Below are 19780 nucleotides of genomic sequence, written 5' to 3'. Positions count from 1 at the left end.
CTTGTTACGTTTACTGTATCGAAAAAAACTGACAACTAACTGACGGCAACTATGGGATAATGAGAAAAAAAGAGGAGCGATGTGCATGCGCGTTTTGGTAGCAGAAGATGATCAGCGTCTTGCGAAGATGTTACGCCTCCATTTGGAGCGGGCAGGATATCAGGTAGATGTTGCACGGGATGGAGTGGAGGCGCTCCTCCAATGTCAGACGTATCGCTATGACTTACTCGTTCTCGATTGGATGATGCCTCGCAAGAGCGGAGTCGAAGTCGCCGCTACTTTACGCCAAGAACAGTTTGAAGGCGGCATCTTGATGCTGACTGCTCGCGATACGGAAATTGATCTCGTCCATGGTCTTGATAGTGGAGCGGATGACTATCTCGTCAAACCGTTTCAATCAAATGAACTTTTGGCACGACTGCGCGCGCTCAGTCGTCGTCAACAAAAGGCATTCGTGTCGACGGTCACCTTCAATGGACTAGTCCTTGATCTGTCCTCACAAACGATTTCCTATGAACACCATCCGATTGATTTAACACGACGTGAATTCGAATTCCTTTCTTTGCTCCTAAGACGACCTGAACAGGTGATGAGTCGTGAATTAATCATCGAAGTCGTGTGGGGCATCGGTGCGGATATTACGGATAACGCGCTCGATGCGCTCGTCCGACTTGTTCGAAAAAAACTAGATGCGGTCGGTGCTCCTAATTTGATCCGGACAGTTCGCGGATTCGGTTATCGATTAGGTGATCCACATGCTTGACTCGATTCGAAAACGACTGACGTTATTATTCAGTGGTTCGTTCTTTTTTGTACTAGTCCTCATCCTGATTGGTGTGTATGTCACGAACGCTCAATTGCTGAATCGAATGGAATTGAATCAATTGAAGGGCATATCTGATCGCGATATCTTCGAACGGATCGAGCACGGAGAAGATCAATTCATCCAAAATCCGATCTACTTTCAGTTACTCGATGATTCAGGAAACGAACGCTATGAAAGTCTGCCGCCAGACGTCGAGTCCAAAACACTGCGTCGTTTTTTAAGGTCAGATGATACGACGAAACAAGTGGACTGGGATGATCGACACTTCTTACTGTATCAACGGAGTACCGAAGAAGGACGACTACTGCTGATGAAGGACATCTCTCCGACAGAAGATACCTTACAGCGATTGATTGCCGTTCTTGCGGGGATTGCGGTTCTCGCAACGATTGTCCTGACACTAGTCGGATACATCCTTGCTGGTCGAGCCGTCATACCGGTGCAACAAGCATTCGATCGCCAACGTCGTTTTACGTCCGATGCTTCACATGAACTCCGGACACCTTTGACAATCGTCTACAGCGGGATTGAATTGCTAGAAGCGGAATCACTTTCGAATGAAGGACGAACGATTCTAGAGGATATCAAAGCAGAAACGGCAAGCATGCAGTATTTAGTCTCTGATTTACTATTGCTTGCGCGAGAAGGACAACTTTCACCGAAACAGGAAGTTGACCTTAGTTCACTCGTTCAAAAGACCGTCGAACGTTTTCAGCATGCCTACTCGGATCGCATCATCCACGCTTCGATCGCGCCTGACTTACACATGAAAGGGGATGCCCATCAATTGAATCGCTTATTGACGGTCTTTCTTGAAAATGCTCTTGTCTACAGCGATAAAGTCATTGATGTCTCCCTCGAAGAAACTACTACAGAACGTCAGTTGACGATACAGGACCGTGGAATCGGTATCGCTTCCGATCAACAAACTAAAATATTCGAGCGTTTTTACCGGGGGGATCATTCACGTCACGGAACAGGTACGGGCCTCGGCTTATCGATTGCTCAATCGATTGTCGATCAACATGGCGGTACGATTTCTATTGATTCAACATTAGGTGAAGGCACACGCTTCATCATTCATTTCCCAACTCTTTAAAACGGTGTCAGTTAGCTGTCAGATAAGCAGGGTAAAGTGAAATTATTCTTTATCATACTTATCTAAGGAGGTCTTTGATATGTTGGGAAACGTACCGCTTCATCCACTTCTTGTCCATGCACCGATCGCACTTTTATTATTCGCAACGTTATTGTTACTCGTCAGTCTGAAATGGACGCAATTCAAATTGTTCGCCCTCTTTACGCTAGTCGTTGGTCTGATTTCTGGGGTCGCCGCCTATTTGTCTGGAGACGGAGCAGAAGAGTATGCGGAAGCGAACTTAAGTAGCGTTACCCATGCTGCTATCGAAAATCATGAGCATTTCGCGTTGTTCAGCTTTGTTGCCTTTGGTGTCTCGCTGTTATTTTTGTTATTGGGTTACCGCTCAAACAAAAAAATGTTTTTATTACTCAGTTTTGTCGTTGCCATCGTCGGTAGCGGATTACTTGCTTATACCGGTCATCTTGGTGGTCAGATGGTATATGCTAAATAAAAAAGAGCCGGTTCATTTTCTCTTTTTCAGAGAAAATGGACCGGCTCTTTTATCTTGTTTCTGTTTATTTACGATGTGCGCGTCCCGGGCGACGGTTATTCGAACGACGTGTGTTTCCACGTCCTTCTGTCGTCTTCCGTGATCCTTTACTCTGGTCGTGCTGTGCGCGAATCGCCTCTTCAGACAATTCGACGACGATTGGCGTGACCGAGATGTTCAATTCACGTTCCATATCACGGAACGTCCGACCATCTTTCGGCGTCACGATCGAGACGGCAATTCCATCGTTCCCAGCACGTCCTGTCCGACCGATCCGGTGAACATAACTTTCGGCATCGTCCGGTAAATCGTAGTTGAAGACGTGTGTCACACCTGTCACATCGAGTCCACGAGAAGCGACGTCTGTTGCAATCAGGAATTGTGTTTTTCCTTGATAGAACTTCGCCATTGCCTTTTCTCGTTTCCCTTGCGTCAACCCACCATGCAGTTCATCCGTCGGATACCCTTGCATCTGCATTTCTTCGTTTAATTTACTGACACGACGTTGCGTACGGCAGAAAATGATGGCTGCATATGGACGCATCTCGTCAAGCATCGTCCGTAGTGTCGCCTGCTTGCGACGATCCGTCGTCTCGACGACGAACTGCTCGATCGCTTCTACAGTGATGCTTTCCGCTTCTACCTGCACTTCGACTGGGTTACGCAAATACGTTTTCGCCAGTTCCTCTACTTTAGGTGGCATCGTTGCTGATAACATGACGAACTGGCGATCAACAGGTGCTGCCTCGATGATATCTTCAATTTCTGGCAAGAAACCGATTTGAAGCATTTGGTCCGCCTCATCTAAGACGAGTGTACGTAATTCGCTTAAGTCTAGTGTGCCGCGACCGACATGATCGAGAATCCGTCCTGGTGTTCCGATGATGATTTGTGGCATCCGTCCGAGTCGTTGAATCTGTTTAAAGACGTCTTGCCCGCCATATACTGCAAGAGCACGGTACTGTTCCGTATTGCGAATCAGCTTATGGGTCTCATCTGCGATTTGACGCGCGAGTTCGCGAGTCGGTGCGACGATCAATGCTTGGACCGTTTGCGATTCGACATCGATTTGCTCAAGAATCGGTAAGAGGAACGCTAGTGTTTTTCCTGTTCCGGTTTGTGCCTGTCCAATCAAGTCGCGTCCGTCAAGTAATGATGGAATCGCTTGTTCTTGAATCGGTGTCGGCTCCTTGATGCCTTGTTTTTGTAATTTTTTTATCCACAGGTCACTGATGTGTAATGTTTCAAATGTTGACATAATATATCCTCCTAAAAATTATCCACAGAAAAAAGCTGTGGATAACCTGCTTCGCATAGACAAAAACAGTTATCCACAGCCGTGCTCTATTCAGTATACACAATTTACGCGTTTGTTGCTTCCTGTTTTAACTTCCGGTCGAGTATGAACGTGCCGAACGGGATGAATGATGCGATGAACGCAATACCCGCCTTGATGATCGACCAATCGTATTTGAATTTCACAACGGCGAGCCAGATCGCGTACATGACGAATAAGACACCGTGAAGTGCACCAACGACCGAAACTGCTTGTGGAATGTCCGCCATATATTTCAACGGCATCGCAATCAACAGTAAGACTAAAAACGAAATTCCTTCTAATATCGCAATCATCCGGAATTGCCCAAGCGTAGTTCTTAACATCCCGTCACTCCTTTTTCCTGATTCCTGCTCTTAGTATACGGGATGGACGATCCATCTGTGACCTGTGTCACAGGATTGTCAGATTTCGAGTGGTCGTAACCGAGCTTCGATGGCAGCTCGTTTTGGCTCAAGAAACGGAGGTAACGCAAGTGTCTCCCCTAATGTTTCAACCGACTCATCCGTCGCAAATCCTGGTGTATCTGTCGAGAGTTCAAATAAGATATGATTCGGTTCCCGGAAGTAAAGGGCTTGGAAATAGTGACGATCGACTTTACCGGAGTTCGGTAAGTGATAAGCATTCAGACGTTCGACCCACTTCTCGTACTCCTCACTGTTCGGTACACGGAACGCGACATGGTGCACACCACCACGACCTAAACGTTCCCGATCAAGGTCTGGACGCGCTTCGACGTGGACTTCTGCTCCGATTCCCCCTTCTCCTGTCGCATAGACTTCGATTGGAGCAAAGTCACCTGCTAGTGAAGGATAGCGACCAACGTTCCGGAAACCCATCACTTCCGTCAGCACGCGGACCGTTAGTGTCGGATCGTTAACCGTCAATGTCACGGCTCCAAGTCCAACGATGGCATGTTCAGAAGGAATCTCTTCTTGCGGCCATGGGACACCGCCTGCGACACCTACTTCGCCATCTTCCGCGACAAGAATCAAACGCGTTCCTTCCTGATCACGAAACGCCAGTGTCTGTCGTCCAGCACGCTCAATAATTTCGTCATGCTCAACGTCCTTTTCCTCAAACCGTTTTTTCCAAAATTGAAGAGCGGCTGTTGTTTTGACACGAAGAGATGTCGAAGAAATACTCGATGCTCCTGGTACACCCGTTCCAAGATGTGGAATATCGAAAAACGTCAAATCTGTTCCAGGATTCCCTTCCGCATCTCCATAAAACAAATGATACGATGTCGTGTCATCTTGATTGACTGTTTTTTTAATCAAACGCATTCCGAGTACTTTCGTATAAAATTGATAATTTCGCTCTGCCATGCCTGTTAAGATTGATACATGATGAATTCCAAGTAGCTCCATCTTCGTCACTCCCTGTAAATGATTTGGTAATTGAAGTATAACGCACTAATATCTTGAATTCAAGATATTAGTCTAATAAAAAACCGCCCCTCCGAAAAGGGACGATTGAATAGTTGAAATTAAAGTTTTACGACGTTAGCAGCTTGTGCTCCACGTGCGCCTTCAGTGATTTCGAACTCAACTTCTTGACCTTCGTCAAGTGTTTTGAAGCCTTCACCAGTGATTGCTGAGAAATGTACGAATACGTCTTCTCCGCCTTCAACTTCGATGAAACCGAAACCTTTTTCTGCGTTAAACCATTTTACTTTACCTGTGTTCATGGGAACAACCTCCAAAAATAAATTACTTAATACATATGCTGAGCATATGAAAGGAATTCATTATTGTCCCGAAATACATGGAGCAACGAAAAGATTGTTCGTGACACGATGTGAATCCGTAATGACAATAACAATATTAAGCTAACGTAAGTATAAAATGGATGCGCTTTAAAAGTCAAGTTGCCTGACCAATGTTTTTCCAATTGATTCCACTTCTTCTACGTAACTCAAACAAAAAACAGGTTCAGCTGAAACTGAACCTGTTCTTCTGTTTTTAACGGTGGATCCAGACTGCTCCAGCAGAGTTATCTTTTGCTTCACCGATGACTTGAATTTTCAATCCATTGTTCGGAAGCAATTTCCCTGCATCCGGAATCAACTGGTTGATATACGATTTTGAATCATCAAACTTCGTCACACCTGGAAGACCTTTATAGTCGTAAAGTCCACGTGATGGCGAATCGATGAGCCATGCAGGTGCTTTATCATAACTGAAAGCAGCATCTGCGATTTGGTAACGTGTGCTGTCCTTAACCGTCGGTTGTCCTTTCAACGTGCCGACGATCGCTTCCGGATGCGAATCAACGACACCGAGGAATCCTTCACCTGGGTGCTTACCGACCCAGTTGTCGTCAAAGCTAGAATCACCATACCAAACGACAAGGCCTGTGTTGTACTTCACACCTCGTGCATGTTCGAGCGCTTTGTCCGAACCTGCATAGTTGCGCCATTCAAGGTAGTACGCGTTATCTGCATACGTGAAGCCGTTCGATGCGACGAAACCATCTAATTTGAATTTAGGTGTTCCCTCGGCATCATCTTCAAAGACGACTTTACCATCGACTGTCAGCGTAGCATTATCGAGCGCGAAACCATCAAGCGCGAGTCCTGCGTCAGTGACATATTCAAATTTCAGCGTGACTTTTTTACCAGCAAATTCACTGAGGTCGTATGATTTATCTACCCATGCGCCTTTAGTAGAATCGGCTCGCTCATCGCCATCCGTGTCCTTTTTACCGATCGTTTCCAGTACTTTTGACTGGCCATCGGCTGTAGCAGTGACTGTCAGGAAATCGTAGTTGAATTCAACGTCATAGTACGCTTTAAAGTCAAATTTTGCTTGTTTAGCATTCGTCAGATCAAATTCAGGAGACGTCATCGATGTATGAAGATCGTTCCCTTTTGTACTGTAGTAGTACTTCTTGCCGAACGCTGGAGCAATTCCTTTCACTGGCTTTTGTGGAAGATTGACTTTGATGATCCCTGGATTTTTTGATTTCGTGACACTCTGATCGAGGTACGAAGCTGTTCCAGCTTTCGTGAGCGAATCAAAATCGATTGTTTGGATGTTTGCCCAGTTTCCGCCCATGACTGTCTGGAAGAATTCCTTGTTTTGCGGAGAGAAGCTCGTCGGCTCTGTTCCGGCAATTTTACCATTCCAGCTACCACCACTCATGATGGACCAAGAAGCGACTGGCTCCCCTTGACCTGTGTATTGCGTGTCGTATTCATCGGGAAGTCCGAGGTCATGTCCGAATTCGTGCGCGAAGACTCCGACTGCGCCGTCCTCAGGTTGAATCGTATAGTCGTAAGCTGCCATCTTCCCACCCCAGCGTGTCGGAACGTTTGATGTCGTGTTTTCGACTGGATAAACGCTATCGAGCGTCCAGCGGTGCGACCAGATTGCGTCATCCCCTAATTTACCGCCACCCGCTTCTTGCCCCGTTCCTGCGTGAATGATCATCAAGTGATCAACGAGACCATCTGGTTCATTTAAGTTACCGTCGCCATCTAAGTCATACTGGTCGAACTGATCGTACTCAGCTAAATTGATGCCTGCCTTGACGGCAGCATTCAAGGCATCCTTGACGAGTCCACGCGGCCCTTTTGCTCCTGGCAAGTTATCATTTCCGCCTTTTGGACTATCAGCACCATAATCCTTAGCTGTTCCCGGAACTTTTAACCAGTTCGAAACCGTCCCATCGACCGAATAGCTTCCACCCGATTGTTCTTCATAATACTGCTTGAACGTTTTAACCTTTTCTCCGTTGAACAGTTCAAATTCTTTATCCCCGAACATCAAATCTTGATAATGCTTTTGGTTAAAGTCTTTAGCGTACATATAACCTGGCTCTTGAACGACGTTATTGTGCGCGAAGTCACTGTACTCGACAAGCAGTACCAATACCTTGTCCGTCCGTGTCGTACCGTTATACTTTGCTTGCTTAGCTTTGTCTACTTTGACGAAGCCGTTCGGATTGCCTTTTTTGTAGTTATCATGCTTTTTGTCCAGCTGTTTTGCTAACTTCTCCTTTTGCTTCGTCAAGAAATCCTTTGTTTTCTTGTCGAAGGCTGCTTCTTTACCCGATGCATGCGCATGATCAGGAGCTGGTTTTCCGTTCGCCTTTTGGTCAAGATACTTTTGGACTGCTTTTTGCTTCGCTTCTACGGAAGCGGCTTTTGAAACGACCCCACGTTTTTCCAAGACTTTCAACAATCTGTCTTGATCGACTGTGCTTAAATCCATTGGTGCACCAGAGGCTGCTTTTTCTGCTGCTTGTACGGATTTTACCTGCCCACCAGGTAAGACCGGACCGACAGCAAAAGCAGCTGCCGTAATTCCAGACAGTACGGCTAAGCTAAGCTGTTTCTTTTTTCCCACGTGAATTGACCCCCTATGTAGTAGTGAAAAGTAAAAGATTACTATACTTTTCTGAATATTCAAATCTTAGTTTATTTTACTTCCTTAATCAATCTTTTTTAAGATAATTAGTGCTTTATGACCATACCTATTTTTGAGTATTAATTTCAAAAGATTTTCAAAAGATTCTTTCACCTTTTTTTCAAAAAAACATCCTTCCACCGTTTTAGAAAACGGTACGCTGAAAGCACTCTAATTCACTAAAGGGGAGGATACAATGAGCGCTTTACAACGTTTTGAACGCCACTTACTAAGAAACTATCTGCTCGGTTCATTCATCGCGGTGTTCGGCGTCGGGTGTCTGTTTATTTTTGAGACCCTTACCTTCACGAGGAATGAACAGTTGATTTTAATGGGTATCATGGGTTTATCTGTCAGTCTGATGTTCTTACTAGAATATATGATTTATTCTCGGCACATCGGTGCCTTACGACGCTTCTTCCAAAACGAGATTCCTTCACTCGCCTCTTTCCAAGAGGCTTATCAAACGACCCATCACTTTCCGGTTCTGACTGTTCAACGCATCATGGGACCACACTTCTTAGGTCTCTCAGTTCCCGCATCACTCCTGACAGCACTCGCAATCTCTCAAGAGTGGTTAAAGATGCCGTACTACTTGATTGGTCTCGCCTGTTTTGGTGCTGTCCTCGTCGCGATTTTACACGGTCTGATTGAATTTTTTCTAACCTACCGCGTTACGGAGCATATGCTCCTCACGTTAGAGAAGTATGCCTTCGAACATGGCTTTGATGTTCCAAGAAAAACGACGGTCGTCACGTTAAAGCAAAAAATGCTGATCAGCACATTGATTATCGGTGTTTTTCCGATCATGCTGTTCGTGCTCGCCTCAGCCGTTCAGTTAACAGAAAATGAAAGCCTCCGCTCTTATTGGAGCTGGTCGACGCTTATTTTAATCGTCATCTTGTCCGTTGCGACGTTTTGTAGTCTTCTTCTTTATGAGAACATCCGAAAACCGATTGCGATTCTTCAACAAGGTATTCAAGATGTCGAAAACAATCGTCTCGTCTCGTTACCGAATCCGTATTCTGATGAATTCTCGCACCTCGTCTCTGGTTTTAACCTGATGATGGAAGGAATCAAAAAACGCGATGAACAGAATGAGCAATTGCTGGACAGTCTGTTTACGTTATTTGCCGCAACACTTGATGCCCGGGATCCTTATACGGCAGGACACTCGCTTCGTGTCGCTGCTTATTCAGTGGAAATCGCTACGGCTGCCAACCTGCCGTATGAACAAATCGAGCTGTTACGCAAATCAGCTTTGTTGCACGATATCGGAAAAATCGGCATTCGTGACGATGTGTTATTAAAAGAAGGTCGCCTGACTGACGAAGAATTTCAAATCATTCAGCAACACCCCGTCATCGGTGTGCACATTCTATCGCAAGTTCAGCTTCCAAAGACGTTACAACCAATTCTTCCTGGGGTAAAGTACCATCACGAACGCTATGACGGAAAGGGGTATCCGGAAGGACTCGCAGGAGAGGACATCCCACTCTTCGGTCGGATCATGGCGATTGCTGATGCCTACGATGCGATGACATCTGACCGTCCTTATCGTAAGGGAATGCCAGTGGAAAAAGCTTTATCCATTTTAGAAGAGGGCATGGGTACACAATGGGACGCCACCTTTACGCGTCTTTTTCTAGACTTGAAACGTTCGCCGATTGAAGACGTGTCGTAAGTACGGAAAGGAGTTTCTCATGCATCCTAAAATCGTGGAACGTCATGAATTTTATTTTGTTGGTCTTGGACTAACATGTGAAGAAAACGAATTGCATACGTTGATGCCAGAACTCTGGCGTGAATTTTCAAGACGCTCACATGAGATTCCTGCAAAACCAGATAGCTATCCGCTCGATATCTCACTCGAACGAAACGGAACCAAATACTCGCAATGTGTCGGGTATCCGGTCTCGTCACTCGACGATATTCCAAAAGGAATGAAAGGTCACCGTATTCCTGCTGCACGTTATATTTTTTGGAAACATGAAGGACCTGATATCGAAATTTGGAAGTCCTTCGAAAAAATTCAACGTTTTGCCTCTAAACAAGGGATTGAACTTGATCCTCATGACTTTAAGATTGATGAGACACGAGATGATGTCCACCATCTCTACCAACGGATTCGTTGAACCATTCGCTTGAATGGTTCTTTTTTTGCGTTGAAATATCTTTCATACTTAATAATTCAGTACAGGTACTACGGACTATATTCAGAAAATTCGATTTAATTCGAATGACTTATTCTCGCTTTCTTAATTCTTTGGCATAGTTAGACTCAACCCAAACAAGGAGGCGATTTATTTTGAAAAAGTTTCTCGCTACATCGCTTGTCGCAAGTGTACTTGTCGTTCCTACGGTCGTAGGTGCAGAAGGTCTTCAAGCTGGTAAACTCACGAAAGCTTCGTCAGAACCAGCTGCAACAATCGTTAAAGATTTCGTGAACAAAAAAGGTGACTTTGCTGTTCAGAATGTCGAAAAAGACGGATCTTCGCAGATCGTACGTCTCCAACAAGAAGTGGATGGCGTCCCTGTCTTTGGTAGTGTCGTCGTCGGGAACGTCGCGAAAGACGGTACTTTGAAAGCAATCGTAAACGATGCGATCAACGTCAAAGGAAAACCAGGTCTCGCGAAAAAAGCAACTCTTTCTGAAAAGAAAGCAATCAAGTTATACCAAAAAGCAATCAAGGCTTCTGAATTCGAAGTCGCTCCAAAAGCAGAACTCGTCATCTATCCTGTTAAAAATGATGCAGTCTATGCGTATAAAGTGACATCGACGGTCCTCGCTGGTAAAGAACCATCACGCTGGACATATTTCATTGATGCAAACTCAGGTAAAGTACTTAACAAGTTCGACCAACTCGCTCACGCAACAGGCACGGACGTTCTCGGACGTAGTGTCACATTCAACACGACGTTGAGTGCTGGGAAATACTATCTGCAAGATACGACACGCGGTAAAGGGATCTACACATACGATGCGAAAAACCGGACCTCACTTCCGGGAACACTCTGGGCTGATGCAGATAACGTCTTCAACGCGACATATGACCGCGCTGCGGTCAGTGCACACGTCAATGCTGCCAAAACATATGACTTCTATAAGAACACATATGGTCGCAACAGTTATGACAATGCCGGTGCACGCTTGAACTCAACTGTTCACTATTCGACGAGCTACAACAACGCATTCTGGGATGGAACGAAAATGGTCTACGGTGACGGAGACGGTTCAACATTCACGTACCTCTCAGGTGCACTTGACGTCGTTGCGCACGAATTGACACACGCTGTCACAGAATATTCAGCTGGTCTCGTTTACCAAAACGAGTCAGGCGCGATCAACGAAGCCGTTTCTGATATCATGGGTACAGTAGCTGAGTACTCTGTTGGATCGAACTTCGACTGGCTCGTAGGAGAAGACATCTACACGCCTGGTGTCAGCGGTGATGCACTCCGTTCGATGTCGAACCCAGCTGCTTACGGTGATCCAGATCACTACTCTAAACGTTACACAGGTACACAAGATAACGGTGGTGTCCACACGAACTCTGGTATCGTCAACAAAGCCGCTTACCTCCTCGGTAACGGTGGAACACACACAGGCGTAACTGTCACAGGTGTCGGTGTACCGAAACTCGGTGCGATCTACTACCGTGCTCTCACTGTTTATTTGACTCCGAACTCGAACTTCAGCTCACTCCGTGCAGCAGTCGTTCAATCGGCAAAAGACCTTTATGGTTCAACAAGTGCAGAAGCAACAGCTGCAGCGAAATCATTTGATGCAGTAGGCGTCTACTAAGAAAATCTCCTCCCAAAGGATTTTCATATTTCCTCCCGAGTGTCGGACTCGGGAGGTTTTTTGCGCAAAAAAAAGACGGATTCGCTTGAAGCGAATCCGCTGTTCATTCATTCTTGTCCAGGATCACGCGCAAGACGCAGACGCATCTTTCCGTTGTCCGGGAACACTTTTAGTTGTAAGGATTCTCCCTCGTACCACGTACCATAGTTCGTATCGACGACGGGTTCACCGAGCGTTGACAAGGCGTTCGTTGAGGCATTCGTCCAGTCGATCGCTTCAATGATTCCGTCCGAGACGACGAGCAGGTATCCGGCGTTCGAGAAGTAATACGTATTGACCGCGTCCTGTTGCGTATTACCAACAGCACCATATTTTGCTTCGAAGTCAGCAATTGGTTTTCCGAGATACTGCTCCGGCTTATCAATCGGTTGGTTGGCAACTGCTTGCGAGAGTGCCGTAAGGACTGCTTTATCTGATGTTCCTTTTGGTGCTTCTAATCGGACATCGGTCTCAGGCAAATACCCTTCGATACTATCATTGAGTTTCAAGTGGACCATTCCGTCTTTTGCATCCAATACCTCATAGACATCACCTAAATCTGCTTTATAGATGACACTACTTCGGCTTGCATCGCGATAGACGTTCGCGAACGGACGTGTCACCCAAGCTGCTTGCGCATACTCTGCCACCTTTTTCTTTGATTTCTTCTTCTCTTTTTTCGCTTCTTTTGGATCCTTTGTCGAGGCTGTCTCTTTCTTCGACTTTTCGTTTTTCGTTGCTTGATCCGTCGTTTTCGGCTTCTCAAGCGTCGATGTTGCTTGAGAGGCATCGTTATTCGTCAACATATACAACCAGCCACCTACGATGAATAGCGTTGCTAAAATACCGCCAAACGCAATCCCTCGGCGATTGCGTTTCTGTTTCCGTCGTTCTTGTCGAGACTGTCGTTCTTGTTGGTGTTCACTCATGTATGGTTCCTCCTGAAAAGTCGACACAGTTTTTCCCCACTATACCACCAATGTTTACTCGAAATATTTAAATTTCGATGACAGTTCGACCACGGTGACGAGAAGTCAGCAGAGCTTCTGCGATTTTAGGTAAGTCGTTCAGTGTTTTGACGTCGACTTCTGGTTCAAGATCGACGCGCCACTCATCCGCCAGCCGTTGCCATAAGATCTCTCGATATGCAATCGGTGTTTGTACCGCATCGATTCCGATCAAGCGAACGCCACGCAGGATGAAGGGATAGACTGTCAGTGTCATCTCTGCCCCACCGACGTTACCACACGTCGTCACGACACCACCATACTGTACGAAGCGAATGACGGATGCGAGCAATGGACCCCCTACCGTATCAATGACACCTGCATACGTTCCTTTTTTTAATGGACGGTCTGTTTCTTCTAAGAACGTAGTGCGGTCTAATACCTCCGCCACACCTTTTTTAAGTAATCGTTCTTGTTCTACTCGTTTCCCGGTTACGGCGTGTACTGTATAGCCTAATCGAATCAGTAAGGCGATCGCAATCGTACCGACACCTCCTGTCGCTCCAGTCACAAGGATGGGTCCTGTCTCCTTTGAGACAATTCGTGATAGTTCATCGACTGATTGCGCTGCTGTCAATCCTGCCGTTCCATGTCGCATCGCTTCTAATGGGCGAATGGATTCTGGAAGTGGCGTCACCCAATCGGCTGGTACGCGTATGTATTCTTGAAATCCGCCAGAGGTATTCATTCCAAAATCAAAGCCATTGACGACGACCGCTTGACCGGTTTGAAACCGTTCATCTGTCGTTTGTTCGATATATCCTGCTGCGTCAACGCCTGGTGTGTGCGGATAGGATTTCGTCACCCCTCGATTACCCGACATCGATAAGGCATCCTTATAATTGACACAGGAATGCGTGACACGAATTAAGACGTCTCCTTCCGGTAAATCATCGACTTGTTTCGCCTCAACCTTCCCTTCATAGTTCCCATCCACCTCTCGTACGACGAATGCTGAAAAAGTGTGTTTCATGATGTCTCTCCTTTCTCTTGTGCTTCTCTATACCCTGTTGTTTCCATCGACACACTAAAAATCCCTGTCGTTTCTCAAAGAAACGACAGGGATCGGGGACGGAAAAAACATCAGCGTTCCATAGGTGGTCAAAGGTAACAGGTCAGCCTGTCAATGGTTCATGGTCATCGGTTTGCCATCGCCATCTCTTCTCCACAGAGGAAAATTGAGGTCCGTCCCCTCTCCTTGACGTGGAGTCTCACCACGTCAAGGAGTTACATATAACGTCCACCATCAAAGTCAATTGTCGTTTGATAGTTCGCGGCATTGATCGCATTCGATACTTTGTGTGCTTGCCGTTCCACTTCCTCCGCTTTTAAGCGATAGGCATCTGGATCGAATAAGGCATGACGAATGATCGTCGTCCCTTCAAATCCGTATTGGAACTCGCGTTTTGGTCGACTTGCGAGCATCTGATAATTTTGTGCCTTTGCCCGCAATTGGGTCGCCCACTCGATTGCTTCGACGAGCGGCATTTCTCCTTCATCCGTCACGATGACAGTTTCTAGATTCGCCGCGTAGACGAGACGATCCAAGACTCGCATATCATGACGCACGATGTCCATGGCGGCTTCGACGTCGGTTAAGCTCCGGCCTTGTTGTGCGGGGAGTGCTTCTCCCTTTTCTAAATCAATGAACGCTACGCGCTCCATTTCTTCAATCAGCTGATCAAGCTGTTTCCTCAGAATACTCTTTAATTTCACGGCATCTGCTAGGTACATCATCAACTCCCCTTTCCTATTCCATTTACGTCATTCCTTTCAAAAGGTTTCAATCAAACTGATGGACGAAGGCTCCGAATTCCCCCTGAATCGTTTGCTTGTCCATCTCCGATATCGTAGTAGCTCGGTCTGTATAGCGTTCTAAGAGATAGGCTTTTATTAGGACATGTGACGGTTGGAATCCGATACGCAGGCACCATTCCTGAAGTGTTTCTGTATCATGTCGCCGTAAGCGGGTCGGGAGTATCTGATTGAACTGGATGAGTTGTTTACGAATCCAGGCATCTGGTAGCTCGATCGAGTTCTCTTTTATAACAAAGTCGTTGTCTAAGGACTGTAACGGGGTGTCAGTTCTGATCGAGTCCTCATCCTGTTTCTTGGTCTTTCGACGTTTCCGCCAAACGATATAGCTTATGATGAATAGAGGTAGAACAATCAGACTCATCAGTAACATCGATGAGGACGATTCCCCTTTTTCATTCATACCTCGCTTAGCATTTTCAACCCCTACAACGATGAGCTTATTCTTTTTCGGTTTGAGGTCTTTCTGCTTTTTGGGCTTTTCATTCGTGTCCCAAACACGTAAATCTTCATCATTCTTCGTCTGCTTTTTAGGCAACCACGAAAGAAATGGAATGTTTAACAGCTTGCCGTTGTTCTTGCAGTTCGGTTTACACGATCCGTTCGTTTCGACTCCTGACATCTTTATCGCTTGTGGCTTCAATGCTTGAAAAGCCGCTTCCGTCAGCGGCTTACTGATCCCTAATATCAGCAAAATCAATCCGATACCAATTACGAGTCGTTTGCGAAGTGACATCAAAAGCCCTCCTTTTTATAAATCCATTATAATCCAAATTTATAATTTTAGTGTATTTTTATGGATGTTATGAAACAAGGAATGATTGTTCAATTAGAGGGGAAAAGGTAGACAGACCTATTCAGAGAGGAGAACTATTTCATGTTGAAACTCGATCACACGCATGATCCGTATCAAAATGCGGCGCTGATTCAAGAATACGTTGAAACATCAAGCAACGAACAGGCTGTTCGACAAGCAGAACAACTATTACACGATAGTACATTTATTGCACCACGACGTGATCCTAACCTCAGTCGAACACTTCGTTCGATGATCTCACCGTTATTTTTGACAAACCGTGATAAACATATTTTACCGCTGACACCAGCTTTCGTAACGCCACACGATGAGATTCGACCGAGTTGGTTCGGGCGGCTCAATCATGAGTTCGAACGTTTGATCAGTGAAGTCGAAATCGTTGATATCACTTCCTATGGTGCGGTCGGTGATGGACAGACAGATGATACACAAGCGTTCATCGAAGCGCTCGGTGATGGACATCGACAAGTCCATGTTCCAGCCGGTACGTACATCGTTCGAGGAATTCGTTTACCTAGTTATACGATTTTAACGGGAGCTGGCAAAGGGAAAACGATTATAAAGATGCACGATGACGTACCTAAAGGACGACGTCTTGTAACGAACCAAAATTATCTCCTTGGCAATCATCACCTGCTTGTTGAGAAAATGACGCTTGATTGGAACATCAAACGAATCGGTGACGCAAAGAAAAGTAGCACATGGGGCAATCACTCCAGTTGTCTCACATACGCACATGTCACTTATGGTTGGGTCTTTGATGTCGAAGCTGTCAATCCAGGACTCCATTGTTTTGATATCTCGACACCGTATTACAATTACAACGGGGACGGTGCTCGAGCGAACTTAAGTAGTTCATTCATCTGGTTCGATGGATTAACCGGTTACGGGTTCGGAGACGACGGGATCACGACACATCATAGTGACCATCTCTTCATCTCGAACTGCTTTATGCATGACCCAAGTGGACGTGCCCATGCAGAAGGTTTTTCCAATTCGAACGGGATTGAAATCGATGATGGGTCACGCGATGTCTGGTTATTCAATAACGCATCAAGTCGTTGCTTCGGTGGACTTGAAATCAAGGCGCATGCGACCTCTTCTGCTGCCTCAACCGTTAAAATCGTTGGTCATTTATCAATTGATGACCACCGTGCCTTTAATTTTCGCCATATCGGGCATCATCAAGCAAGTGATCCAACGTCTCAGACGGCTTACAATATCATCGCAACACGCTTGATTGCTCAGACTCCTCAATATACGGAGCTCTATGCGAATTCAAAACCGCGCGCACTCGTCGTTTCCGCTTATCGTAATGTCGTTATTCATGATTTCACGGTGCTCGGTGATCCGTATTATGACTACCAAGAACAGCCAATGATCGGAATACAATATAAGGCACGCAACGTTACGATCAGTCAGTTGAAGATGAGCGGATTCCGACAAGCGAAAACGGATATCCAAATCTTTGGTGGAGAAAATGGAGCTGAGGATGTACGCCTTCGGGATATCCGGATCGAGGATTCTGCCAAACACGGGATTACGATCGGTCCTGACATCAATCGCGTCAAGTTAACGAATGTGGCACTAAAAGGAGATGGGACGGTTGGCTTGAATGCTAAATCGGAACCGGAAATGGAACGGTTCATCGCGACCGGATTTAAAGTACCGATTCGTGCTCAGTCGACGCAAGCATGAACAAAACGACAGGATGGACTTTGGTCCATCCTGTCGTTTTCATTGGGATCGAATGTATGCGAGGACACGTGTATCAATCGCACGATCCGCTTGTTCGCGCATCTCAAAGTTTTCCGTATGCAGATATGTCCGGAGCGCTTCTTCGAAATCACCGCGATAGCCAAGTGTCAATAATTTATCCATCAACTCCGACTCTAACGCATCATCGATGGGCTTGATTTCTTCCGGCTTACTCGGTTGTAGGTAAAGTGTGTGCAATTGATAGATGCGTTCGAGTTCTTCAATTGGATTCGGGTGATCATCAACACGTAGATCAATATAGCGATCGTTGAATCCACCGTACCCGCCACCTTCCTTGACGACGAGCAGTGCTGCTGATTGCATCCCACGCGAGTCCCCGCCTGCTGCTTGCCCCGCAGCCAACGCACGCAACAGCCGTTCTGCGAGTGGCCCTTGCGTCGATTCAAAGACACGTGCCATCTCTTTGACCGTATTGCCATCTACAAGAATATTCCCTTGCGCCGCAAAATGTTTCCCCGCAATTCCGCCTGCCCAGTCGTTACATCTCTCTCCCGTAAAAGTCGCACTTTTGCCCTGCGCATCGATGATTCCGACTTGACGATCTGCTCGCCCTTCATCCGCTTCCGTTAATCGACGGAGCACTTCATCCGCTGAAGCGCCTTGTTCGATCATCTGCAACCCTTCAGGGCCATACGTCGTATTTGCAAATGATTGTGTCGCTACAGCACCTACTCCCGCTTTCGCAAACGGAACAGCACTCCCAACAGCTAAAAATTTTGATTGGACAGCAACACCCCACGCTTGTTCTTTTTCGCAATAACCAACGATTGAATATGTCACTTCAGTTCCCCCTTTAGTCACTTCTCTACCCGTTCCTGATAACGCTTCCCGATTCCTGCAACATAAAAACCTTCCGGACAGATGTCCGAAAGGTCGACTTCATTGAATACCGAGCGTCACAGCAAGTAATAAGGCGGCACATGCTAAAGCAATCCAAATCGCGAAGAGTTTCCAGACGAAACGTAACCATTGCTCATACGGAATACCTGCGATCGCAAGAAACGCCATCAAATGCGCACTTGTCGGAAAAATCATGTTCGTCAATCCATCTCCGTATTGAAATGCTAAAACAGCTACTTGACGCTCGATACCGAATAAGTCAGATAAAGGTGCCATGATTGGCATCGTTGTCGCGGCTTGCCCGCTCCCTGATGGAATGAAGAAATTCGTGATCAGTTGTACGATGTACATTCCGATGACGGCGAAGAACGTTGGTAAATGTCCTACGGCATTCGATAAGCCGTAAATGACCGTGTCAATGACACGACCTTCTTCAAGAATGACGACAATGGCACGGGCAAAGCCAACGATCAATGCACCGAACGTCACAGCTTTCGCCCCGTCAATCAGACTCTCAAAAGTACCGTTCACACCGAGTGTGATGATCCCAGCAATCAGTCCAATGATCAAGAACGAGGCTGTCAGTTCCGTCAAATACCAGCCCCACTCGAAAATTCCGATGACGTTGAGCGTGATTCCACCGATCAAAATCAGTAAAACAAAAGCATGACGTTTCGAAAAGCGTGAAATCGTCGTTGCTGCTTCTTCCGCACGACGTTGTTCGAGATCATAAACGAGGCTACGCGTTGGATCCTGTTTGACTTTCCGTGCGTAAGTCATGACATAAAGAATCGTTACGACTAAGAAAACGATATAAACGGCGGTTCGATAACCAAGACCGCTAAAGAGTGGAACTTCCGCGATCGATTGAGCAACACCTACCGTAAACGGATTCAGCATCCCGCCAGCAAAACCAACCGCCGCTCCTAAACTAACGATTGCAGCTCCTGTCATCGCGTCATAACCGAGTGCACGCGCGAGCATGATACCAATCGGTACAAAGATAATTGTTTCCTCTGCCATCCCGATTGTTGCTCCGGCAATCGAAAAGACGAACATCGTCATCGGAATCATGATGTGTCCCTTTTGACCAAACCGACGAATCAATTGATTGATTCCCGCTTCAATGGCACCCGTTTGACGAATGATGCCAAAGACACCACCGACTAAGAAAATGTAAAAGATGATCGCAGCGCCTGCTTCCATTCCTTTCGGGATCGCTTCGAATAAACCAAAGAAATTGACGGGTGCAGACTCCACCGCGCGATAGGTACCATCGATAACGACGGTCTGACCATCCTGTTTTTCACGGTCGAATTGTCCTGCTGGAAGCGTGTACGTCAAGATGACTGAAATAATGAGAATCGCCATGATGATGGCATATGTATGAGGCATCTTGAAGAATGATTGCTTCGACTGTGTGGCATCTGTTCGATCATTCATGATAAAGGCCTCCTTTTCGTGTCTTTATAA

Annotated in this window: 18 protein-coding genes; 7 read left to right on the top strand and 11 right to left on the bottom strand. The window is 46.2% G+C overall.

Features of this window, described 5'->3' with window-relative positions; translation table 11 throughout:
* Window positions 1–85: 85 nt before the first annotated feature.
* The 3 genes from BW42_RS13025 (at window position 86) to BW42_RS13015 (ending at window position 2418) form a co-directional block, all read left to right on the top strand.
* Window positions 86–763 (top strand): response regulator transcription factor, encoded by a 678-nt coding sequence (locus tag BW42_RS13025; RefSeq protein ID WP_035411955.1) that lies wholly within the window; start codon window positions 86–88, stop codon window positions 761–763.
* Window positions 756–1925 carry a cell wall metabolism sensor histidine kinase WalK gene (locus tag BW42_RS13020; RefSeq protein ID WP_035411953.1) on the top strand — a complete coding sequence of 390 codons (1170 nt, stop codon included), beginning with the start codon at window positions 756–758 and terminating at the stop codon, window positions 1923–1925. The genes BW42_RS13025 and BW42_RS13020 overlap by 8 nt, the downstream gene beginning before the upstream one ends.
* 79 nt (window positions 1926–2004) lie before the next feature.
* On the top strand, window positions 2005–2418 hold the full coding sequence (locus BW42_RS13015; protein WP_035411948.1) for a DUF2231 domain-containing protein: 414 nt from the start codon (window positions 2005–2007) through the stop codon (window positions 2416–2418).
* 64 nt (window positions 2419–2482) lie between these two features.
* Here BW42_RS13015 and BW42_RS13010 read toward each other — a convergent pair whose 3' ends face one another.
* The 5 genes from BW42_RS13010 to BW42_RS12990 all read right to left on the bottom strand — a co-directional run bounded on the left by BW42_RS13010 (window position 2483) and on the right by BW42_RS12990 (window position 8145).
* Complete coding sequence (locus tag BW42_RS13010; RefSeq protein WP_023469749.1) at window positions 2483–3715, bottom strand: DEAD/DEAH box helicase; 1233 nt, start codon at window positions 3713–3715, stop codon at window positions 2483–2485.
* A gap of 104 nt (window positions 3716–3819) precedes the next feature.
* Complete coding sequence (locus tag BW42_RS13005) at window positions 3820–4119, bottom strand: DUF3817 domain-containing protein (protein ID WP_035411945.1); 300 nt, start codon at window positions 4117–4119, stop codon at window positions 3820–3822.
* Between the two features lie 78 nt (window positions 4120–4197).
* Window positions 4198–5163, bottom strand: coding sequence for a ring-cleaving dioxygenase (locus BW42_RS13000; protein ID WP_035411942.1), 966 nt, complete (start codon window positions 5161–5163; stop codon window positions 4198–4200).
* A 119-nt stretch (window positions 5164–5282) separates the two neighbouring features.
* Window positions 5283–5483, bottom strand: coding sequence for a cold-shock protein (locus BW42_RS12995; protein WP_023469752.1), 201 nt, complete (start codon window positions 5481–5483; stop codon window positions 5283–5285).
* Between the two features lie 274 nt (window positions 5484–5757).
* Window positions 5758–8145 (bottom strand): immune inhibitor A domain-containing protein, encoded by a 2388-nt coding sequence (locus BW42_RS12990; protein WP_035411939.1) that lies wholly within the window; start codon window positions 8143–8145, stop codon window positions 5758–5760.
* A gap of 256 nt (window positions 8146–8401) precedes the next feature.
* Here BW42_RS12990 and BW42_RS12985 point away from each other — a divergent pair, with 256 nt between their 5' ends.
* The 3 genes from BW42_RS12985 (at window position 8402) to BW42_RS12975 (ending at window position 12010) form a co-directional block, all read left to right on the top strand.
* On the top strand, window positions 8402–9889 hold the full coding sequence (locus BW42_RS12985; RefSeq protein ID WP_035411937.1) for an HD domain-containing phosphohydrolase: 1488 nt from the start codon (window positions 8402–8404) through the stop codon (window positions 9887–9889).
* A 19-nt stretch (window positions 9890–9908) separates the two neighbouring features.
* Window positions 9909–10340, top strand: a complete 432-nt coding sequence (locus tag BW42_RS12980; protein WP_035411934.1) for a GyrI-like domain-containing protein — start codon at window positions 9909–9911, stop codon at window positions 10338–10340.
* Window positions 10341–10513: 173 nt separating this feature from the next.
* On the top strand, window positions 10514–12010 hold the full coding sequence (locus BW42_RS12975; protein ID WP_035411931.1) for a M4 family metallopeptidase: 1497 nt from the start codon (window positions 10514–10516) through the stop codon (window positions 12008–12010).
* Window positions 12011–12117: 107 nt separating this feature from the next.
* On the opposite strand, the gene BW42_RS12970 is transcribed toward BW42_RS12975, so the two are convergent.
* The 4 genes from BW42_RS12970 to BW42_RS12955 all read right to left on the bottom strand — a co-directional run bounded on the left by BW42_RS12970 (window position 12118) and on the right by BW42_RS12955 (window position 15607).
* Window positions 12118–12978, bottom strand: a complete 861-nt coding sequence (locus BW42_RS12970; RefSeq protein ID WP_035411928.1) for a hypothetical protein — start codon at window positions 12976–12978, stop codon at window positions 12118–12120.
* A 67-nt stretch (window positions 12979–13045) separates the two neighbouring features.
* Window positions 13046–14029: a YhdH/YhfP family quinone oxidoreductase gene (locus BW42_RS12965; RefSeq protein WP_035411925.1), complete on the bottom strand. Its 984-nt coding sequence runs from the start codon at window positions 14027–14029 to the stop codon at window positions 13046–13048.
* Between the two features lie 254 nt (window positions 14030–14283).
* Entirely contained in the window at window positions 14284–14790 is a 507-nt protein-coding gene (locus BW42_RS12960; RefSeq protein ID WP_035411922.1) for a hypothetical protein, read from the bottom strand.
* 49 nt (window positions 14791–14839) lie between these two features.
* Window positions 14840–15607, bottom strand: a complete 768-nt coding sequence (locus BW42_RS12955; protein WP_035411920.1) for a hypothetical protein — start codon at window positions 15605–15607, stop codon at window positions 14840–14842.
* A 141-nt stretch (window positions 15608–15748) separates the two neighbouring features.
* Here BW42_RS12955 and BW42_RS12950 point away from each other — a divergent pair, with 141 nt between their 5' ends.
* Complete coding sequence (locus BW42_RS12950) at window positions 15749–17386, top strand: glycosyl hydrolase family 28-related protein (RefSeq protein ID WP_035411917.1); 1638 nt, start codon at window positions 15749–15751, stop codon at window positions 17384–17386.
* Window positions 17387–17425: 39 nt separating this feature from the next.
* Here BW42_RS12950 and BW42_RS12945 read toward each other — a convergent pair whose 3' ends face one another.
* A complete protein-coding gene (locus tag BW42_RS12945) occupies window positions 17426–18247 on the bottom strand; it encodes a DUF1028 domain-containing protein (RefSeq protein WP_035411914.1) in 822 nt (273 codons plus the stop codon).
* A 99-nt stretch (window positions 18248–18346) separates the two neighbouring features.
* Complete coding sequence (locus BW42_RS12940) at window positions 18347–19750, bottom strand: YfcC family protein (RefSeq protein WP_035411911.1); 1404 nt, start codon at window positions 19748–19750, stop codon at window positions 18347–18349.
* Window positions 19751–19780: the final 30 nt, after the last annotated feature.

This window comes from Exiguobacterium sp. RIT341, from assembly GCF_000632205.1.
In the GTDB taxonomy this organism is placed as follows: domain Bacteria; phylum Bacillota; class Bacilli; order Exiguobacteriales; family Exiguobacteriaceae; genus Exiguobacterium_A.
The sequence above is the reverse complement of the archived record's forward strand: the minus strand, read 5'-3'. Positions and strand labels throughout refer to the sequence as shown.

Coding starts and splice junctions, on each gene's coding strand:
- BW42_RS13000 (WP_035411942.1), bottom strand. CDS start 5,163: ATGGAGCTACTTGGAATTCATCATGTATCAATCTTAACAGGCATGGCA.
- BW42_RS12980 (WP_035411934.1), top strand. CDS start 9,909: ATGCATCCTAAAATCGTGGAACGTCATGAATTTTATTTTGTTGGTCTT.
- BW42_RS12960 (WP_035411922.1), bottom strand. CDS start 14,790: ATGTACCTAGCAGATGCCGTGAAATTAAAGAGTATTCTGAGGAAACAG.
- BW42_RS12950 (WP_035411917.1), top strand. CDS start 15,749: ATGTTGAAACTCGATCACACGCATGATCCGTATCAAAATGCGGCGCTG.
- BW42_RS12940 (WP_035411911.1), bottom strand. CDS start 19,750: ATGAATGATCGAACAGATGCCACACAGTCGAAGCAATCATTCTTCAAG.
- BW42_RS12955 (WP_035411920.1), bottom strand. CDS start 15,607: ATGTCACTTCGCAAACGACTCGTAATTGGTATCGGATTGATTTTGCTG.
- BW42_RS12995 (WP_023469752.1), bottom strand. CDS start 5,483: ATGAACACAGGTAAAGTAAAATGGTTTAACGCAGAAAAAGGTTTCGGT.
- BW42_RS12985 (WP_035411937.1), top strand. CDS start 8,402: ATGAGCGCTTTACAACGTTTTGAACGCCACTTACTAAGAAACTATCTG.
- BW42_RS12965 (WP_035411925.1), bottom strand. CDS start 14,029: ATGAAACACACTTTTTCAGCATTCGTCGTACGAGAGGTGGATGGGAAC.
- BW42_RS13015 (WP_035411948.1), top strand. CDS start 2,005: ATGTTGGGAAACGTACCGCTTCATCCACTTCTTGTCCATGCACCGATC.
- BW42_RS13005 (WP_035411945.1), bottom strand. CDS start 4,119: ATGTTAAGAACTACGCTTGGGCAATTCCGGATGATTGCGATATTAGAA.
- BW42_RS13025 (WP_035411955.1), top strand. CDS start 86: ATGCGCGTTTTGGTAGCAGAAGATGATCAGCGTCTTGCGAAGATGTTA.
- BW42_RS12970 (WP_035411928.1), bottom strand. CDS start 12,978: ATGAGTGAACACCAACAAGAACGACAGTCTCGACAAGAACGACGGAAA.
- BW42_RS13010 (WP_023469749.1), bottom strand. CDS start 3,715: ATGTCAACATTTGAAACATTACACATCAGTGACCTGTGGATAAAAAAA.
- BW42_RS13020 (WP_035411953.1), top strand. CDS start 756: ATGCTTGACTCGATTCGAAAACGACTGACGTTATTATTCAGTGGTTCG.